Origin of the sequence: Variovorax sp. NFACC27 (genome assembly GCF_048301545.1) — a bacterium.
Classification (GTDB): Bacteria; Pseudomonadota; Gammaproteobacteria; order Burkholderiales; family Burkholderiaceae_C; genus Variovorax; species Variovorax gossypii.
This window is the reverse complement of sequence record NZ_CP157613.1, coordinates 766,446-782,818: the sequence shown is the minus strand read 5'-3', so window position 1 is coordinate 782,818 and position 16,373 is coordinate 766,446. Positions and strand designations below refer to the sequence as shown.

Genomic DNA, 16,373 nt, shown 5'->3' with positions numbered 1-16,373 from the left:
CCGGAAATTTTACCGGGGGCAAACCCGGGCGCTGTTGACGATGGTCATCCGATCGTTGCCTTGGCCCGTTACGATGGTCGGCCCCGAGGCGGGGAACCTGTCACAACTCAACCTAGCGAGGACATATCACCATGAAGAAGCTCCTTTCCCTGGTCGCACTGGGCATCTGCCTTTCCTTCGGCGCAGCCCAGGCTCAAGACAAGGCTCCCGCACCCGCTGCAGCCCCCGCCGCTGCCGCCCCTGCCGCAACAGCCCCCGCCGCCGGCGCGAGCTGCGAAGCCAAGGCCGTGGACAAGAACGGCAAGGCCCTGGCCGGCGCCGCCAAGGCCAGCTCCATCAAGAAGTGCGAGAAGGAAACCAAGGCCGCGGCCGCTCCCGCCTGCGCCGCCAAGGCCGTGGACAAGAACGGCAAGCCGCTGGCCGGCGCCGCCAAGAACAGCTTCATCAAGAAGTGCGAGAAGGACGCCAAGGCCTGAAGCCATGGCGCGTCGGTGCATCGAAGCACCGGCCTTCGAGAAGAACGAGGCCCGCAGCGTGCGGGTCTTTTCTTTTGGCGTGACCGTGCCGCCGTGCGCTACTTCAGCGCGCCGAGCAGGTTGTTGAAGTCGTCGGTCCAGGGCCGTTGCCCGGGCTGCACTTCGATGGGAATGGCTGCCTGCCCCATCGGATCACGCTTCAGCACCCGCGGATCGCGCGCGACCAGCACCCAGTCGGTGCGGCGCAGCCATTCGGCTTGCTCCGCCTCGTCGTGCACCAGCACCGCATGCAGTCCCCGCGCCTGCGCCACCCGGGCGATCACGGGCGAGAGCGCCAGGAAGCGGTTGGTGACATGAAAGGCGATCACCCCGTCGGGCTTCATGTGCCGCAGGTAGGCGTCCATCGCCTCGGCCGTGAGCAGGTGGACCGGCACCGAGTCTCCTGAAAACGCATCCACCGCGAGCACGTCGAAGCCCTGCACCGGCTCGCGCTCCAGCGCCAGCCGGGCATCGCCGAGCACGCGCTCGATGCGCGCGGCGCTGTCGCGCAGGAAGCTGAATTCCTTGTCCGCCAGCGCGAACACCTGCGGATTGATCTCGTAGAAGCGGTAGACGTCGCCGCTGCGGCCGTAAGTCGCGAGCGTGCCGGCACCCAGCCCGATCAGCCCCACGCGGCGCGGCCCCGCCGGCGCGGCGGCGATCGCGCGGCCGATGCCCGAAGTCTCGCCGTAGTAGGTGGTGGGCTCGCGCCGGCGCGCCGGGTCCAGAAACTGCGCTCCGTGCTTGACCGATCCATGCGCCAGCTGGCGCACGCTGTCGGAGGGCGGGTCGCGCATCGTGTCGTATGCCAGCAGCGCGCCATAGAAATTGCGCTGCAGGCTCCGCGCGCCCGCCCGGTCGCTGTCGATCTGCAGCAACAGGAAAAGCATGCAGCAGGCAGCCAGCACCACGCAGCTCAGCCGCAGCCACATCCGCCGGCGCAGCACGGCCGCGGCCGCCAGCGCCGTCAGCATCAGGCCGAGCCCCAGTTCGTAGTACGCCGCCAGCACGTGCGGCGCGACCAGCCCGACCATCACCCCGCCCAGCGCCCCGCCCAACGACAGCATCAGGTAGAAGCGCGTGAGGTAGCGCGCCCCCGGCCGCAGCCTCGCGGTTTCGCCGTGCAGGAACATGCACAGCACGAAAAGCCCCGACACGTAGAGCGGCAGCGCGACGTAGACATCGGCGCCGATGCTGTGCTGCAGCCCGAAGGCGCACAGCAGCAGCATCACGGCCGCCAGCGGCAGGAACACGCCGCGCCGGTACCAGCGGTCGCTCTCGAAACACAGCACGAAGGTCAGCAGGTACAGCGACAGCGGCAGCACCCACAGGAAAGGCACCGCGGCGACGTTCTGGGTGATGTGGTTCGTCACGGCCAGCAGCAGCCACGAAGCCAGCGCGGGTAGCGCGAGCCACAGCAGGTAGTCGGCGGGCCGCGGCGGCTGGTCCGGCGCGGCGGCCTGGCCGGGCGGCTGCGGCGCCACCACGCCGACCGGCCAGCGCCGCGCCATGTACAGCGTCGTGCCCGCGCACAGCAGCACGAACGCGCCGTAGCCCCACGACCATCCGTTGGCCTGCTGCCGCAGCGTGCTGAACGGCTCGATCAACACCGGATAGCTCAGCAGCGACAGCAGCGAAGCCAGGTTCGACAGCGAGAAGTAGCGGTACACCTGCGCACCCCACGGTGTGCGCGCCACCCACGACTGCACCAGCGGCCCGGTGGTGGAAAGCAGGAAGTACGGCAGGCCGATAGTGGCGAGCAGCAGCCCCAGGATCCGCCAGGCCGGGTCTTCGGCGCCGGTCGGCTTCCACTGCGCGCCCACCACGATCGGCACGAAGGCCAGGCTCGCGACGAGCAGCCCCACGTGCAGCACGGCCTGCGCCCGCATGCGCAGGTGGCGCGCGACCCAGTCGGAGTACGCGTACCCCGCGAGCAGCACGGCCTGGAAGAACACCATGCAGACCGACCACACCGCGGCCGAGCCGCCGAACCACGGAAGAATCTGCTTCGCGATCAGCGGCTGGACCAGGAACAGCAGGAACGCGCTGCTGAAGATCGTTCCGGCAAACAGGAGCTGGATGCCGGCGCGTCCCATGCCGCGCCTACTTGCCGAAGCCCCGTGCCAGGAACACCGCCACCAGCGGGATCAGCGCGATCAGGTGCGCCTGGATCATCACCAGCTTGCGGGTCTTCAGGATCTCCGCCTCGGCCGGCAGCTTGCCGGTGGCGCGCAGCGTCTTGCGCCAGCGGAAATACGTGAGCGTCGGAAAGATCGACACCACGCCCACGATGATGAAGAGCCCCAGCTTCACGTGCAGCAGCGGGTTGGTCCAGTACCAGGCCGTGCCCTTCACGCCCCACCAGGTGCGCGCGATGCCGGTGGCGAGCACCGCGATGGCGGCGATGCCGTAGACCATGTCGACCTTGGCCAGCCGCTCGACCACCGCCGCGTTGAGCCACTGCACGCGGCACAGCGCCGCTTCGCTGGAAATGAACACAACCATCGTCAGGATGGCGAGCAAGTGCAGGTACGCGAGGATGGCTTCGAGCGTCATCAGTGACTTTCTTCTCTGTGGGGTTGCAAATGCAAACAGATTGTGACGCCGCTGATGCGACTCAGGCCCTTCCTCCCCAGAATTCCGGATTCCCGTACTGCTCCTTGAGGAAATCAAGCCACAGTCGCACCCGCAGCGGCAGGTGCTTGGCACCCGCGAACACCGCATAGATGCCGTTGGGCGGCGCGGCGAACTCGTCGAGCAGCGGCACGAGCAGGCCGGCGTCGATCTCCGCCTCGACCTCCCAGGTGCTGCGCCAGGCGATGCCGTGGCCGGCGAGGCACCAGTCGTGCAGCACCTGTCCGTCGGAGCAGTCGAGCGGGCCGCTCGGGCGCAGGTGGATCAGCTCCTGGTTGCCCTCCTCGTTGACGATGCGGAAGGCCCAGCCGCGCGTCTGCGAGGCGTCGCTCGACAGCGTGAGGCAAGCGAAGCGCGAGAGTTCGCCCGGATGCTTCGGCTTGCCGTGGCGGCGCACGAACTCCGGCGTGGCGACGCAGCGGCGGCGGTTGTCGGCCAGCCGCACGCTCACCAGCGACGAATCGGGCAGGTCGCCCACGCGCACCGCGCAGTCGAAGCTCTCGCCGGTGACGTCGACCACGCGGTCGCTGAGGTTCAGCGAAATGGTCACTTCAGGGTGCAGCGCATGGAAGCGCGGCACCAGCGGCGCGACGTGGCGGCGGCCGAAGCCGGCGGGCGCCGTCACGCGCAGGTGGCCGCTGGCCTTGAGGCCGCCGGCGCTCACGCTGGCCTCGGCATTGGCGAACTCGGACAGCAGGCGCTGGCAGTCCTCGAGGAAGGAGCTGCCTTCGTTCGTGAGCGTGATGCGGCGCGTGGTGCGCACCAGCAGCTTGACGCCCAGCCGCTCTTCCAGCGCATCGAGCCGGCGCCCCATGATCGCGGGCGCCACGCCCTCGGCCTTGGCCGCGGCGGTGAGGCTGCCGCGGGTCGCGACCGAGACGAAGGATTCGAGTTGCTTCAGGCGGTCCATGGGGCGGGAACTATAGCCCCGCTCACTCCGGCACCGGCCCTTCCGGCTCTAGGCCTGGTGCCGGGAGTCCGTCGCGTGCGAGAAGAGCGGCGCCCCGCCCACCGGCAGCTCCGCCTCCAGCACGCTGCCGGTGGCCGAATCGGTCAGCACCAGCTGCCGCGTGCCGGGCCGGAAGGCGATGTTGGTCACTGTCTGCCCGGCCGGGCTGCGCACCATGTGCGTGACCTCGCCGCGCGCATTGAGCACGAAGGCGCCGCCCAGGCTCGCATGCGCCACCACGAGGCCGCCATCGGACGTGACCGCCAGCCCGTCGGGCCCGCTGGTGCCGAAGAAAGTCTGCAGCGCGCCCACCTTCGAGAGGCTGCCGTCGGGCAACAGCGGCGCGCGCCAGACCTGGTTGCCGCGCGTGACCGCCACGAAGAGCACCTTGCCGTCGGCGCTGGCCGCGATGCCGTTGGGACTCGGCGCGTTGCCCAGCAGCAGGTCGAGCCGGCCATCGGCATGCAGCCGGTACACGCGCCCGGTGGGGTCGTGCAGGCCCGTCTGGCCCTGGTCGGTGAAATAGAGGCGCCCGTCGAGATCGAAGCTCAGGTCGTTCACGCCCTTGAAGGACTCGCTGTTGCGATGCCCGAGCACCGTCTCGATACCGCCGCCTCCCGCATCGCGCCGCAGGATGCCGCGCCGGTAGTCCGCGATCCAGAGGCTGCCGTCCGCATGGATCGCCAGCCCGTTCGGCCAGCCTTCGTATTCGACGACCAGCTCCCAGTCGAGCGACGAAGGCGCGATCCTGAAGATGCGGCCATAGGGAATGTCGGTGACGTACAGGTTTCCAGCCCGGTCGAACACCGGGCCTTCGAGAAAGCTGTCCATCACGTGGCCGGGCTTGTTGGCGTCTACCCACTCGGTGCGCCGCGGCTTGCGGAACGCGTCGGGCAGGCGGGTGAGCACGCGCGCCTCGATGATCTCGGGCGGCTGGAAGTTCAGGTTCCACATGGCTTCGCTCAGTCGGGCTGGACGCCGGCGGCCTTGATGACCGCACCCCAGCTCTGCGTCTGGCCCTGGACGAACTTGCCGAAGTCGGCCGTCGCCGCGCCGCCCGGGCTCGCGCCCTGCTCGGCGAAGCGCTTCGCCAGGTCGGGCGACGCCAGCGCCTTCTTCACCTCGGCCTGCAGCTTCTCGACGATGGGCTGCGGCGTGCCCTTGGGCGCCGCGATGCCGAACCAGTTGGTGGCGGTGAAATCCTTCAGCCCGGCCTCGGCGCTGGTCGGCACCTCGGGCAGCGCTGCAAGACGCTGCGGCGAAGTCACCAGCAGCGCGCGCACCTTGCCGCCCTTGACCTGCGGAATGGCCGTGGGCGCCGCCGTCACCAGCACGTCGACCTGCCCCGACACCACGCCCAGCATCGCCTCGCCCGCGCCCTTGTAGGGCACGTGCGTCAGCGCGAGCTTGCCGTTCTGCTTGAGCAGCTCGCCGCCCAGGTGGGTGGAGCTGCCCACGCCGCCCGATCCGAAAGTCAGCTTGCCGGGATTCGCACGGGCCTCGTCGATCAGCGCCTGCACCGTCTTGTAGGGCGAGCTCGCGCCCACCACCAGCACCAGCGGCGCATCGACGATGGCCGTCACCGGCACCAGGTCGGCCGGCTCCCACGGCAGCTTCTTGAAGAGGTGCGGCAGCATCGCGTAGGTGGTGTCGTTGATCAGGAACGCGCCGCCGTCCGGCGCCGCCTTGGCCACGAAGTTGGAGCCGATGGTGCCGCTCGCGCCGGCCCTGTTGTCCACGTAGAAGGACACGCCGGTCTGCTCGGTGAGCTTCTGCGCGATCTGGCGCGCCGCGTAATCGGTGGTGCCGCCCGGCGCGTACGGGACCACGAGGCGCACCGGCTTCGAGGGCCACTGGGCCTGTGCGTGCGACTGCGCGGGGGCGATGAATGGAGCCGCCAGCGCGATGGCGGCGAGCCAGGAGTGCAGCTTCATCTTTGTTCCTTTGTCAGCAAGGAAAGGAGTCGGTCACTCGGGTCGCACGCCGGCCTCGCGCACCGCCGCGCCCCAGCGCGCGTGCTCCGCCTTGATGTACTGCGCCGCCTGCTCGGGCGTACCGCCCACGGGCGTGCTGCCTTCGGCCAGCAGCTGCGAGATGGTCGCGGGCTTGGCCAGCGCCTTGTCGACGGCGGCGCTGAGCTTCTTCACGATGTCGGGGCTGGTGCCGGCCGGCGCGACGAGCGCCTTCCAGTCCACCGCCTCGAAGCCCTTGTAGCTCTCGGCGACGGTGGGCACGTCGGGCATCACCGGCAGGCGCTTGGCCGAGGTGACGGCCAGCGCGCGCAGCTTGCCGCCCTTCACCATCGCGAGCGCGCCCTGCGGCGTGGCGAACATGTAGTCGGTCTGGCCGCCGAGCAGGTCGGTGATGGCGGGCGCGGCTCCCTTGTACGGCACGTTGAGCACCGTGAAGCCCGCGCGCTTGGCCAGCACCTCGCCGGCCATGTGGCCCAGCGTGCCGGTGCCCGCGAGCGCCTGCCTGATCTCGCCCGGCTTGGCCTTGGCGGCGGCGACCAGCTCGGCCAGCGACTTGAACGGCGCATCGGCACGCACCACCAGCACCACGGGCTGCGAAGCCACCACCGCCACCGGCACCAGGTCCTTCAATGCGTCGTAGGGCATCTTGGGAAACAGCGTCGGGTTGATCGCGAGGTTCGCGGTCTGGCCCAGGCCGATGGTGTAGCCATCAGGCTTGGCCTTGGCCACCACGTCCATGCCGATGTTGCCGTTGCCGCCCGCGCGGTTGTCGACGATGAAGGTCCACTTGGTGTCGTCGGCGAGCTTCTGCGCGACGAGCCGCGCCACGATGTCGGTGGCGCCGCCGGGCGTGTAGGGAACGATGAGCCGAACGGGCTTGTCGGGCCAGGCGGTGTCGGCAAGGGCGGGGGCGGCGTTCAGCCATGCGGCGGCCGCGGCGCACGCCAGCAAGGCGCGCCGTGCATTGAAAAACATGAGGTCAGTCTCCGAGTGTGATGTGTCGTGTTTCGAGCGCGGCGATCTCTTCGTCGCTGTAGCCCACTTCCTTCAGCAGCTCGCGGCCGTGCTCGCCCACGCGCGGCGGCTGAAGGCGGATGCCCGGGCGTTCGCCGTCGAGCGTGAACGGCATCAGCGGCACCTTGGCCATGCTGCCGTCGTTCATGCGCACCGGCGCGAGGCCGCCGGTGGCGTTGAGGTGCGGATCGTCGAACAGCTCCTGCGGCCTGGTGATGGGCGCGAAGGGCAGTTCGTTCTTCTCGAACACCGCGGCGAGATCGGCCGCGCTGTGGTTCGCGAGATGCGAGCGCAGGATCGGCATCATCCATTCGCGCGCCAGCACGCGGTCGTTGTTGGTCTTCAGGCGCGGGTCGGCCAGCATCTCGTCGAGACCGAATGCCTTGCAGAAGATGGCCCACTGCTTGTCGCTCACCGCCGCCAGGAAGATCTGCTCGCCGTCCTTCACGGTGAACACGTCGTACACGGCCCAGGCCGAGATGCGGCTGGGCATCGGGTCGGCCGCCTTGCCCGTGGCGGCGAACTGCATCATGTGTTGCGCCACCAGGAACACGTTGTTCTCGAACAGCGCCGACTGCACCTCGCAGCCCTTGCCCGTGATGTCGCGCTGGCGCAGCGCGGCCATCGCGCCGATGGCGCCGAACATGCCGCCCATGATGTCGTTCACGCTGGTGCCCGCGCGCAGCGGGTCGCCCGAGCGGCCGGTCATGTAGGCGAGGCCGCCCATCATCTGCACCACCTCGTCGAGCGCGGTGCGATGGTCGTAGGGGCCGGGCAGGAAGCCCTTGTGGCTCACGTAGATGAGGCGCGGGTTGAGCTTGCTGAGCGTGTCGTAGTCGAGCCCCAGCTTCTTCATGGTGCCGGGCTTGAAGTTCTCGCTGACGATGTCGGCGGTGGCGATGAGGCGCAGCGCGGCTTCCACGCCCTCGGGCTTCTTGAGGTCGAGCGCGATGCTCTTCTTGTTGCGGTTGAAGGTCGGGAAGAAGCCCGAGCCCGAACCGAGCAGGCGGCGGGTGTTGTCGCCCTCGATGGGCTCGACCTTGATGACCTCGGCGCCCAGGTCGGCCAGCAGCAGGCCGCAGGTCGGGCCCATGACCATGTGCGTGAACTCGACGACGCGCACGCCTGCGTACGGCAGCGGGTTCGACGATGGGTTGGCTTCAGACATGAGCGATGTGTTCCTGGACAAAGCCTTTCGGCAGGCCGGCCTCGGGCGTCATGCCGTAGACCGGTTCGCCGGGCAGGCCGGCCATGAGCGGCGCGCGCGCCGCGATGAGTTTCTGGATGTCGATGCCGGTGCGCACGCCCATGGCTTCGAACATGAAGACGAGATCTTCGGTGACGGCATTGCCCGAGGCGCCCGGTGCGTAGGGGCAGCCGCCGAGTCCGCCCAGCGATGCGTCGAAGGTGCGCACGCCCTCGTCCCATGCCGCGAGGCAGTTGGCGATGCCGAGGCCGCGCGTGTTGTGCATGTGGGCCGCGCCGGCGTGCCTGCCGATCTCGGCGCGCAGCCGCTTGAAGAGGCGGCGCACCTGCGCGGGGTTGGCGTAGCCCACGGTGTCGGACAGGCCCGATTCGTCGGCACCGGCCTCGATGCATTGCGCGGCCAGGCGGATCACGTCGTCCTCGGGCACCAGGCCCTGCAGCGTGCAGCCGAAGGCGGTGGAGATGCCGGCCTCGAGCCTCACCTGCGGCGCGATCTCGCGGCGCAGCTCGGAGATGGCGCGCACCTCCTCGACCATCTCGGTGGGTGTCTTGCGCACGTTGGCCAGCGAATGCGCCACGCTGGCCGACACCGGCATCGTGAGCTTGTGCGCGCCGGCCTCGAGCGCGGCCTGCGCACCCTTGCGGTTGGGCACCAGCGCCATCACCACCAGGCCGGGCAGCGTGACGGCGTGGCGCACCACCTCGGCGGCGTCGGCCATCTGCGGCAGCAGCTTCGCGGGCACGAAGGAAGCGACCTCGATCTCGCGCACGCCGGCGGCGTAGAGCGCGTCGATCCAGCGCAGCTTGTCGGCCGTGGGCATGGTGGCCTTGACCGACTGCAGGCCGTCGCGCGGACCGACCTCGCTGATGAGGACGTCGGGGGGTGTCATCGAATCCGTCTCCTGTTCTGGAATTGCTTGACTGTTCTGTCTTACAGAACTATATTCCGTTAAACAGAATTAGACCGTCGATCCGCCCCGACTGTCAAGCCGAGCCGCTCCCAACTCCTTCCCGTCATGCCCCGCAAAGCCCAGACCGAATCCGTCTCCGACCTCAATGCCGCCCCCGGCGGCGCGGCCGCGGTCGACCGCGCGCTGAGCCTGCTCTCGGCCTTCCAGCCTGGCGACGAGGCGCTGTCGCTCGCGCAGTTCGCCGAGCGCACGCAGCTCTACAAGAGCACCGTGCTGCGGCTGCTGGCGTCGCTGGAGCACGCGCGACTGATTCGCCGCCAGGACGACGGCCGCTACGCGCTGGGCATGGAGATCGCGCGGCTGCACGGGCTCTACACGGCGTCGCAGTCGCTCGACCGCATCGTGCTGCCGGTGCTGCGCGCGCTGGTCGCGACCACCGGCGAGAGCGCGGCGTACCACGTGCGGCAGGTGCAGGGCGACAGCTGGGTGCGGCTGTGCCAGTTCCGCGTCGATTCATCGCACGTGGTGCGCGACCACGTCCGCGCCGGCGACCTGCTGCCCAACGACCGCGGCGCGGGCGCGCGCGTGCTGATCGCCTTCGGCCCTGAAGCCGAGCTGCCGCGCGGAGCGAAGGAACGCAAGTTCTACGACACCATCCGAGCGCAGGGCTGGTGCGCGCTGGTGGGCGACCGCACCGCCGAGCTGGCCGGCATCTCGGCGCCGGTGTTCCATGCCGACGGCAGCCTGGCGGCCGCGGTCACGCTGACGATGCCCACGCACCGCTACGACGAGCGCTACATCGAGCCGGTGCGCGCCGCGGCGAAGGACCTCAGCGGGCAGGTCTGAGGCAGCGGGTCAGGACTCGGCCTTGAAGCCCGAGTTCTTGATGGGCAACTCCCAGCGCTTCAGGTGCGCCGCCTGGATCGCAGCCAGTTCTGCCGGCCCCGCATGCGCGGGCACGAGCCCCAGCGCGTAGATCTTTTCCTGCACGTCGGGCATCCGCAGCGCCTCGGCCACGGCCTTGTCGATGCGCGCGACGAGTTCGGGCGACATCCCCGGCGGCCCGTACAGCCCGAAGAAGGCATCGGCCGTCACGTGGATGCCCGCCTCCTTCAGCGTGGGCACCTCGGGCAGTGCGCGGCTGCGCTGCTCACCCGTCACCGCGAGGATTCGGACCTTGCCCGCGCGATGGTGCTCGATGGTTTCCGAAGCCGTGTCGACCATCAGCGGCACCTGCCCGCCGATCAGGTCCTGCGCCGCCGGAGCACCGCCGCGATAGGCCACGTGCGTCATCGGCACGCCGGAGGCCTGGGCGATCAGCTGTCCCGCGAAGTGCGGCACCGTGCCCGCGCCCGAGGTGGCGTAGTTCGCCTTGGCGGGATTGGCCTTCATCCACGCTAGCACCGCCTTCAGGTCGCCAGCCGGCGCGCCCGGACCGGCCGTGACCGCGAAGTCGAAGGTGCTGCCGAGGGCGATCGGCGTGAAGTCCTTCGCCGGGTCGTAGCCGAGGTTCGGATAGAGCCACGGGTGGATCACCATCGCGCCGCTGGGCGAGAAGGCCAGCGTGGCGCCGTCGGGCGCCGAGCGCTTGAGCTCGCCCAGCGCGAGCCGGCCCGCCGCGCCGGGCTTGTTGTCGATGATGACGTTCTGCCCGAGCGAAACACGCATCTTGTCGGCCAGCAGGCGCGCCACCACGTCCACCGACCCGCCCGGCGGAAAGCCGACCAGTATCCGTATCGTGCGGTCCTGCTGCGCGAAGGCCAGCGGCGCGGCGGCCGTGACGGCAAGGGCGGCAGCGGCCTGCGCTGCGAACTGACGGCGTTTCATGGTCTTGTCTCCTCGTGGCGTTGTGGAAATGTCGGACCCGCCGGGTTCAGCCCGGCCTTGTTCGGCTCAGCGCAAGGCGGCCAGCACCGCCCGGTTCTGCTCCGGCAGGCCGATGCTGACGCGCAGCCACTCCGGCAGGCCGTAAGGGCCGAGCAGCGAAACCTCGATGCCGGCCGCCAGCAGGCGCGCATGCACGGCCTGCGCGTCGCCGACCCGCACCATCAGGAAATTGCCGGACGAAGCGACGTATTCGAGGCCCAGCTCCCTGAAGCCGGTCGCGAGCTGGTCGCGGCCCGCCGTGTTGAGCTCGTAGGTGCGCGCGAGGAAATCCGCGTCGCCCAGCGCGGCCACCGCCGCTGCCTGCGCCGGCGTCGTCACGTTGAAACGCGGGCGCTGCGCATTCATGCGCGCCGTGAGCGCCGGCTGCGACACGCCGTAGCCGATGCGCAGCCCCGCCAGCCCGAAGGCCTTGGAGAAGGTGCGCGCCACGATGAGGTTGGGCAGCCGCCGCACCCATTCGATGCTGTCGTAGCGCTGCGCGGGCGACAGGTATTCGGTATAGGCCTCGTCCAACAGCACCGTCACGTGCGCCGGCACCGACTGCAGGAAGGCCAGCAGCGGCGCGGCGTCGATGAAGGTGCCGGTCGGGTTGTTCGGGTTGGCGACGAACACCAGCTTCGTGTCGTCGCCGATGGCGGCGCGCATCGCGTCGAGGTCGTGGCCGAAGTCGCGCGAAGGCACGACGGTTGCGTGCGCATGGGCATGCGCCGTGGCCTGCGCGTAGACGATGAAGCCGTACTGCGAATAGACGGCGCCCTCGCCCGGCTTCAGGCTCACCTGCGCCGCCAACTCGAGGATCTCGCTCGATCCGCTGCCCAGCGTGAGCCAGTCGGCCGGCACGTCGAGCCGGGCGGCCAGCGCGTTCTTCAGCGCCGTACCGTTGCTGTCGGGGTAGTTGCCGGCGCCCGCGAGCGCTTCGGCGGCCGCGCGGCGGGCCGATTCGGGCATGCCGAGGGGGTTTTCGTTGGAGGCCAGGAGGATCATGGAACTGGAATTCGTTTTTTATTTAAGAAGTTAAATATATCCGGCACTTGCAACGCTCTTATCAGTGCCTACCCTTTGCACCACAGGGCGCCCGACATCGATTACCTCCATTTTTGTCACGGATAAATCCCGCTTCCGGCTCTTACTGGCCAGCAAAGTATCGAATAAAGTTCGTCCCAGGATTGCATTTGTCTCAAGGAGAACCCCCATGACCGCCCGCACCACCGCCCACGGACTCCAGGTCGCGACCGAGCTGCACCGCTTCATCGAGGACAAGGTCCTCCCCGCCAGCGGCGTGGCCAGCGACGTCTTCTGGAAGGGCTTCGACGCCATCGTCAGCGACCTCGCGCCGAAGAACATCGCCCTGCTCGCCGAACGCGACCGCCTGCAGAGCGAGCTCGACGCATGGCACAGGAAGAACCCCGGCCCCATCGCCGACATGCCGGCATACCGCGCCTTCCTCGAGAAGATCGGCTACCTGCTGCCCCAGCCCAAGGGCACCAAGGCCACGACCGCGAACGTCGACTCCGAACTCGCGCTGCAGGCCGGCCCGCAGCTGGTGGTGCCGATCCTGAACGCGCGCTATGCGCTGAACGCCGCCAACGCGCGCTGGGGTTCGCTGTACGACGCGCTGTACGGCACCGACGCGATTCCCGAGACCGGCGGCGCCGAGAAGGGCAAGGGCTACAACCCGGTGCGCGGCGCCAAGGTCATCGAGTTCGCGCGCAACGTGCTCGACCAGGCCGCGCCGCTGCAGAACGGCTCGCACAAGAACGCCACCGGCTACAGCGTGAAGGACGGCCAGCTGGTCGTCGCGCTGCAGAGCAGCAGCACCGGCCTGGCCGATGCCTCGCAGTTCATCGGCTACCAGGGTGACGCCGCCGCGCCGTCGTCGGTGCTGCTCAAGCACAACGGCATCCACCTCGACATCCGCATCGACCGCTCCACGCCCATCGGCAAGAGCGACGCGGCCGGCGTGAGCGACCTGGTGCTCGAAGCCGCGCTCTCCACCATCCTCGACCTGGAAGACTCGGTGGCCGTTGTCGACGCAGCCGACAAGGTGGTCGCGTACTCGAACTGGCTCGGCATCGTGCAAGGCACGCTGACGGAAGAAGTCGCCAAGGGCGGCAAGACCTTCACGCGCGGCCTGAACGCCGACCGCGAGTACACCGGCGCAGACGGCAAGCCCGTGAAGCTGCATGGCCGCTCGCTCATGTTCCTGCGCAACGTGGGCCACCTGATGACCAACCCGGCCATCCTGTATGCCGGCGGCAAGGAGATTCCCGAAGGCATCCTCGACGCCGTGGTGACCACCACCATCGCCACCATCGACCTGAAGCGCAAGGGCAACTCGCGCACCGGCAGCATCTACATCGTCAAGCCGAAGATGCACGGCCCGGCCGAAGTGGCCTTCGCCAGCGAGCTGTTCGGCCGCGTCGAGCAGCTGCTGGGCCTGCCCGCCAACACCGTGAAGCTGGGCATCATGGACGAGGAACGCCGCACCAGCGTGAACCTGAAGGCCTGCATCGCCGAGGCCGCCGCGCGCGTGGCCTTCATCAACACCGGCTTCCTCGACCGCACCGGCGACGAGATGCACACCGCCATGCAGGGCGGCCCGATGATCCGCAAGGGCGACATGAAGTCCAGCGCGTGGATCGGCGCCTACGAGAAGAACAACGTGCTGGTCGGCCTGTCGAGCGGCCTGCGCGGCAAGGCGCAGATCGGCAAGGGCATGTGGGCCATGCCCGACCTGATGGCCGCGATGCTCGAGCAGAAGATCGGCCACCCCAAGGCCGGCGCCAACACCGCCTGGGTGCCCTCGCCCACCGCCGCCACGCTGCACGCGCTGCACTACCACCAGGTCAGCGTGACCGCGGTGCAGCAGGAGCTGGAGAAGATCGCCGCCCAATCTGACCCAGTGATCGAGCGCGACAACATCCTCAACGCGCTGCTGCAGGTGCCGATCGCGGCCGAAGCCAAGTGGACGGCTGAAGAGCGCCAGCAGGAGATCGACAACAACGTGCAGGGCATCCTCGGCTACGTGGTGCGCTGGATCGACCAGGGCGTGGGCTGCTCGAAGGTGCCCGACATCCACAACGTCGGCCTGATGGAAGACCGCGCCACGCTGCGCATCTCCAGCCAGCACATCGCCAACTGGCTGCTGCACGGCGTCGTGACCAAGGCGCAGGTCGACGAGACCTTCCAGCGCATGGCCAAGGTGGTCGACGAGCAGAACGCAGGCGACCCGCTGTACCAGCCGATGGCCGGCAACTTCGCGACCTCGGCCGCCTACAAGGCTGCGCAGGACCTGGTGTTCAAGGGCATCGAGCAGCCCAGCGGCTACACCGAGCCGCTGCTGCACGCATGGCGCCTGAAGGTGAAGGGCGAGGCCTGATCGCCCATCCAGGTCCGGCACTACGCCGGGCTTGAAGCATGCAAGACGAACGGCGCCCTCGGGCGCCGTTCTGCATGATGGGCGGCATGCCGTTAGCATCGACGGGGTTCTCCCTCCGCTTCCCGCCCTCCCCTTCGATGAACACGAACGCGGCATCGCCGCCTCCGCCGCGCTGGTCCTCTTCCGCGGCCGCCATGCTCGTGGCACTGGCCACCGCCTTCGCACTGAGCCAGGCCTTCCGCACCGTCGGCGCCATGATGGCCACGCCGCTCACCAGCCACTTCGGGCTGACGCCGCAGCAGCTCGGCACCTGGGCGGGCACCTTCCACTTCATGTTCGGGATCATGCAGCTCGCGATGGGCGTGTCGATCGACATGTTCGGCGTGCGCCGCACGGTGCTGACCGCCTTTCCGCTGGCCATCGCGGGCGCGGTGCTGTGCGCGATGGCGCCGAACTTCCACGCGCTGCTGCTGGGGCAGGCGCTGATCGGCGTGGGATGCGCGCCGGCCTTCCTGGCCTGCACCGTGTTCATCGCGCGGCACTTCGACGCATCGCGCTTCACCGCGATGTCGGGCCTGGTGATGAGCCTCGCCGGCATGGGCATCCTGTTCACGGGCACGCCGCTGGCGCTGCTGATCGAGGCTTCGTCGTGGCGCGTGGGCTATGCGGTGCTGGCGGCATTCGCGGTGCTTTCGTGGCTGCTCATCTCCTGGCGCGTGCACGAGCCTGCGCGCCCTACGGACCAAGCACCCGCGGGACAGACCGAGCGCCAGTCGCTGCGCAAGGCCGTGCGCGAGCTGCTGCCGCTGTTCGCCATGCCCCACACGCTGGGGCTGCTGTGCTTCGCCTGCGTGTCGTACGCCGCCTTCATCACGCTGCGCGGCCTGTGGCTCGGACCGGTGCTGCACGACCGCCACGGCCTCTCGCTGGTGGCGAGCGGCAACGTCGCGCTGGTGATGACTGTCGCCGGCATGATCAGCCCCACGCTCTTCGGCCGCATGGACCCGGGCGGCGCGCGGCGTACGCGCTGGATGATGGGCTGCGCGCTCGCCGGCACGCTGATGTTCGGCGCGATGGCGCTGACGCATTCGCGTGCGGTCGACATCGGCCTTCCGATCATCTATGGCCTGCTCTCCGGCTACAGCGTGCTGCAGTACGCGTACACCAAGAACGCCTACCCGGCCGCCATGACGGGCCGCGCGATGGCGCTGATGAACATGGCCATGTTCCTCGGCGTCTCGCTGATGCAGTGGACCACCGGCGTGGCCGCGTCGTGGGCCGTGGCGAATGGCGTCGAGCCGTTCCGCGCGGTGTTCCTCACCGTCGCGGGCATGCTGGCCGCCGGCACCATGGCGTTCTTCCTGCTGCCGCGCGCACCCGCACGGACGGCGGCGCAGCTCAGCGCTTGATCGCCAGCATCAGCACGCCGCCAGCGATCATCGCGACACCGGCCCATTCGCGGCCGGAGGGGCGCTCGCCGAGGAACATCACCGCGAAGAGCACCACCAGCACCACGCTGAGCTTGTCGACCGGCGCAACCTGAGAGGCATTGCCCATCTTCAGCGCGCGGAAGTAGCAGACCCACGACGCGCCCGTCGCGAGCCCCGAGAGAACGAGAAAGAGCCAGGTGCGCGGCGACAGCTGCAGCGGGTTCGTCCACTTGCCGGTGGCGTTCACGAAGACCAGGAGCACCGCGAAGATCACCACGGTGCGCACCAGCGTGGCCATGTCGGAATCGACGCCGGCCAGGCCCAGCTTGGCGAGGATGGCCGTCAGCGCGGCGAAGACGGCCGACAGGACGGCCCAGAGGAACCAGTTGGAGGCGGTGAGGTTCATGGTGCTTCTTTCATCGACGACAACGCGGGCGCCTCCATCATGCGCGACGCGACTTGTCGCTAGCTGACG

General features: G+C 69.1%; 14 protein-coding genes and 1 pseudogene. 4 read left to right on the top strand and 11 right to left on the bottom strand.

Annotation, left to right across the window (positions count from 1 at the left end; all coding sequences use genetic code 11):
* Positions 1–131: 131 nt before the first annotated feature.
* A complete protein-coding gene (locus tag ABL840_RS03590; protein WP_093301629.1) occupies positions 132–476 on the top strand; it encodes a hypothetical protein in 345 nt (114 codons plus the stop codon).
* 98 nt (positions 477–574) lie between these two features.
* Here ABL840_RS03590 and ABL840_RS03585 read toward each other — a convergent pair whose 3' ends face one another.
* From ABL840_RS03585 to ABL840_RS03550, 8 genes are all read right to left on the bottom strand, one after another.
* Positions 575–2,611: a spermidine synthase gene (locus ABL840_RS03585; RefSeq protein WP_093301627.1), complete on the bottom strand. Its 2,037-nt coding sequence runs from the start codon at positions 2,609–2,611 to the stop codon at positions 575–577.
* 7 nt (positions 2,612–2,618) lie between these two features.
* Positions 2,619–3,071: a DUF2214 family protein gene (locus tag ABL840_RS03580; protein WP_093203932.1), complete on the bottom strand. Its 453-nt coding sequence runs from the start codon at positions 3,069–3,071 to the stop codon at positions 2,619–2,621.
* A 61-nt stretch (positions 3,072–3,132) separates the two neighbouring features.
* The gene (locus ABL840_RS03575; protein ID WP_093203930.1) at positions 3,133–4,059 is read right to left on the bottom strand and encodes a LysR family transcriptional regulator; all 927 of its coding nucleotides are present in this window, start codon (positions 4,057–4,059) and stop codon (positions 3,133–3,135) included.
* A gap of 48 nt (positions 4,060–4,107) precedes the next feature.
* Complete coding sequence (locus ABL840_RS03570; protein WP_093301626.1) at positions 4,108–5,052, bottom strand: SMP-30/gluconolactonase/LRE family protein; 945 nt, start codon at positions 5,050–5,052, stop codon at positions 4,108–4,110.
* 8 nt (positions 5,053–5,060) lie between these two features.
* Complete coding sequence (locus tag ABL840_RS03565) at positions 5,061–6,032, bottom strand: Bug family tripartite tricarboxylate transporter substrate binding protein (RefSeq protein WP_093301624.1); 972 nt, start codon at positions 6,030–6,032, stop codon at positions 5,061–5,063.
* Positions 6,033–6,065: 33 nt separating this feature from the next.
* Positions 6,066–7,046 carry a Bug family tripartite tricarboxylate transporter substrate binding protein gene (locus tag ABL840_RS03560; RefSeq protein WP_093301622.1) on the bottom strand — a complete coding sequence of 327 codons (981 nt, stop codon included), beginning with the start codon at positions 7,044–7,046 and terminating at the stop codon, positions 6,066–6,068.
* A gap of 4 nt (positions 7,047–7,050) precedes the next feature.
* Positions 7,051–8,253, bottom strand: coding sequence for a CaiB/BaiF CoA transferase family protein (locus ABL840_RS03555; RefSeq protein WP_093301621.1), 1,203 nt, complete (start codon positions 8,251–8,253; stop codon positions 7,051–7,053).
* The gene (locus tag ABL840_RS03550) at positions 8,246–9,181 is read right to left on the bottom strand and encodes a hydroxymethylglutaryl-CoA lyase (protein WP_093301619.1); all 936 of its coding nucleotides are present in this window, start codon (positions 9,179–9,181) and stop codon (positions 8,246–8,248) included. Before ABL840_RS03550 ends, ABL840_RS03555 begins: the two co-directional genes overlap by 8 nt.
* A gap of 126 nt (positions 9,182–9,307) precedes the next feature.
* Between ABL840_RS03550 and ABL840_RS03545 the strand changes: the two genes are divergently transcribed.
* A complete protein-coding gene (locus ABL840_RS03545) occupies positions 9,308–10,048 on the top strand; it encodes an IclR family transcriptional regulator (protein ID WP_093301618.1) in 741 nt (246 codons plus the stop codon).
* 9 nt (positions 10,049–10,057) lie between these two features.
* Here the strand turns inward: ABL840_RS03545 and ABL840_RS03540 are convergent, their stop codons facing one another.
* Together ABL840_RS03540 and hisC are read right to left on the bottom strand one after the other, a co-directional pair.
* Positions 10,058–11,029 carry a Bug family tripartite tricarboxylate transporter substrate binding protein gene (locus ABL840_RS03540; RefSeq protein WP_093301616.1) on the bottom strand — a complete coding sequence of 324 codons (972 nt, stop codon included), beginning with the start codon at positions 11,027–11,029 and terminating at the stop codon, positions 10,058–10,060.
* Positions 11,030–11,095: 66 nt separating this feature from the next.
* Positions 11,096–12,085, bottom strand: a pseudogene (gene hisC / locus ABL840_RS03535) (histidinol-phosphate transaminase); the annotation flags it as partial.
* A gap of 196 nt (positions 12,086–12,281) precedes the next feature.
* Between hisC and ABL840_RS03530 the strand changes: the two are divergent.
* Positions 12,282–14,468 (top strand): malate synthase G, encoded by a 2,187-nt coding sequence (locus tag ABL840_RS03530; protein WP_093301613.1) that lies wholly within the window; start codon positions 12,282–12,284, stop codon positions 14,466–14,468.
* Between the two features lie 137 nt (positions 14,469–14,605).
* On the top strand, positions 14,606–15,877 hold the full coding sequence (locus ABL840_RS03525; RefSeq protein ID WP_093301612.1) for an MFS transporter: 1,272 nt from the start codon (positions 14,606–14,608) through the stop codon (positions 15,875–15,877).
* On the opposite strand, the gene ABL840_RS03520 is transcribed toward ABL840_RS03525, so the two are convergent.
* Entirely contained in the window at positions 15,867–16,304 is a 438-nt protein-coding gene (locus ABL840_RS03520) for an EamA family transporter (RefSeq protein ID WP_093204267.1), read from the bottom strand. The genes ABL840_RS03525 and ABL840_RS03520 overlap by 11 nt on opposite strands.
* Positions 16,305–16,373 lie beyond the last annotated feature (69 nt).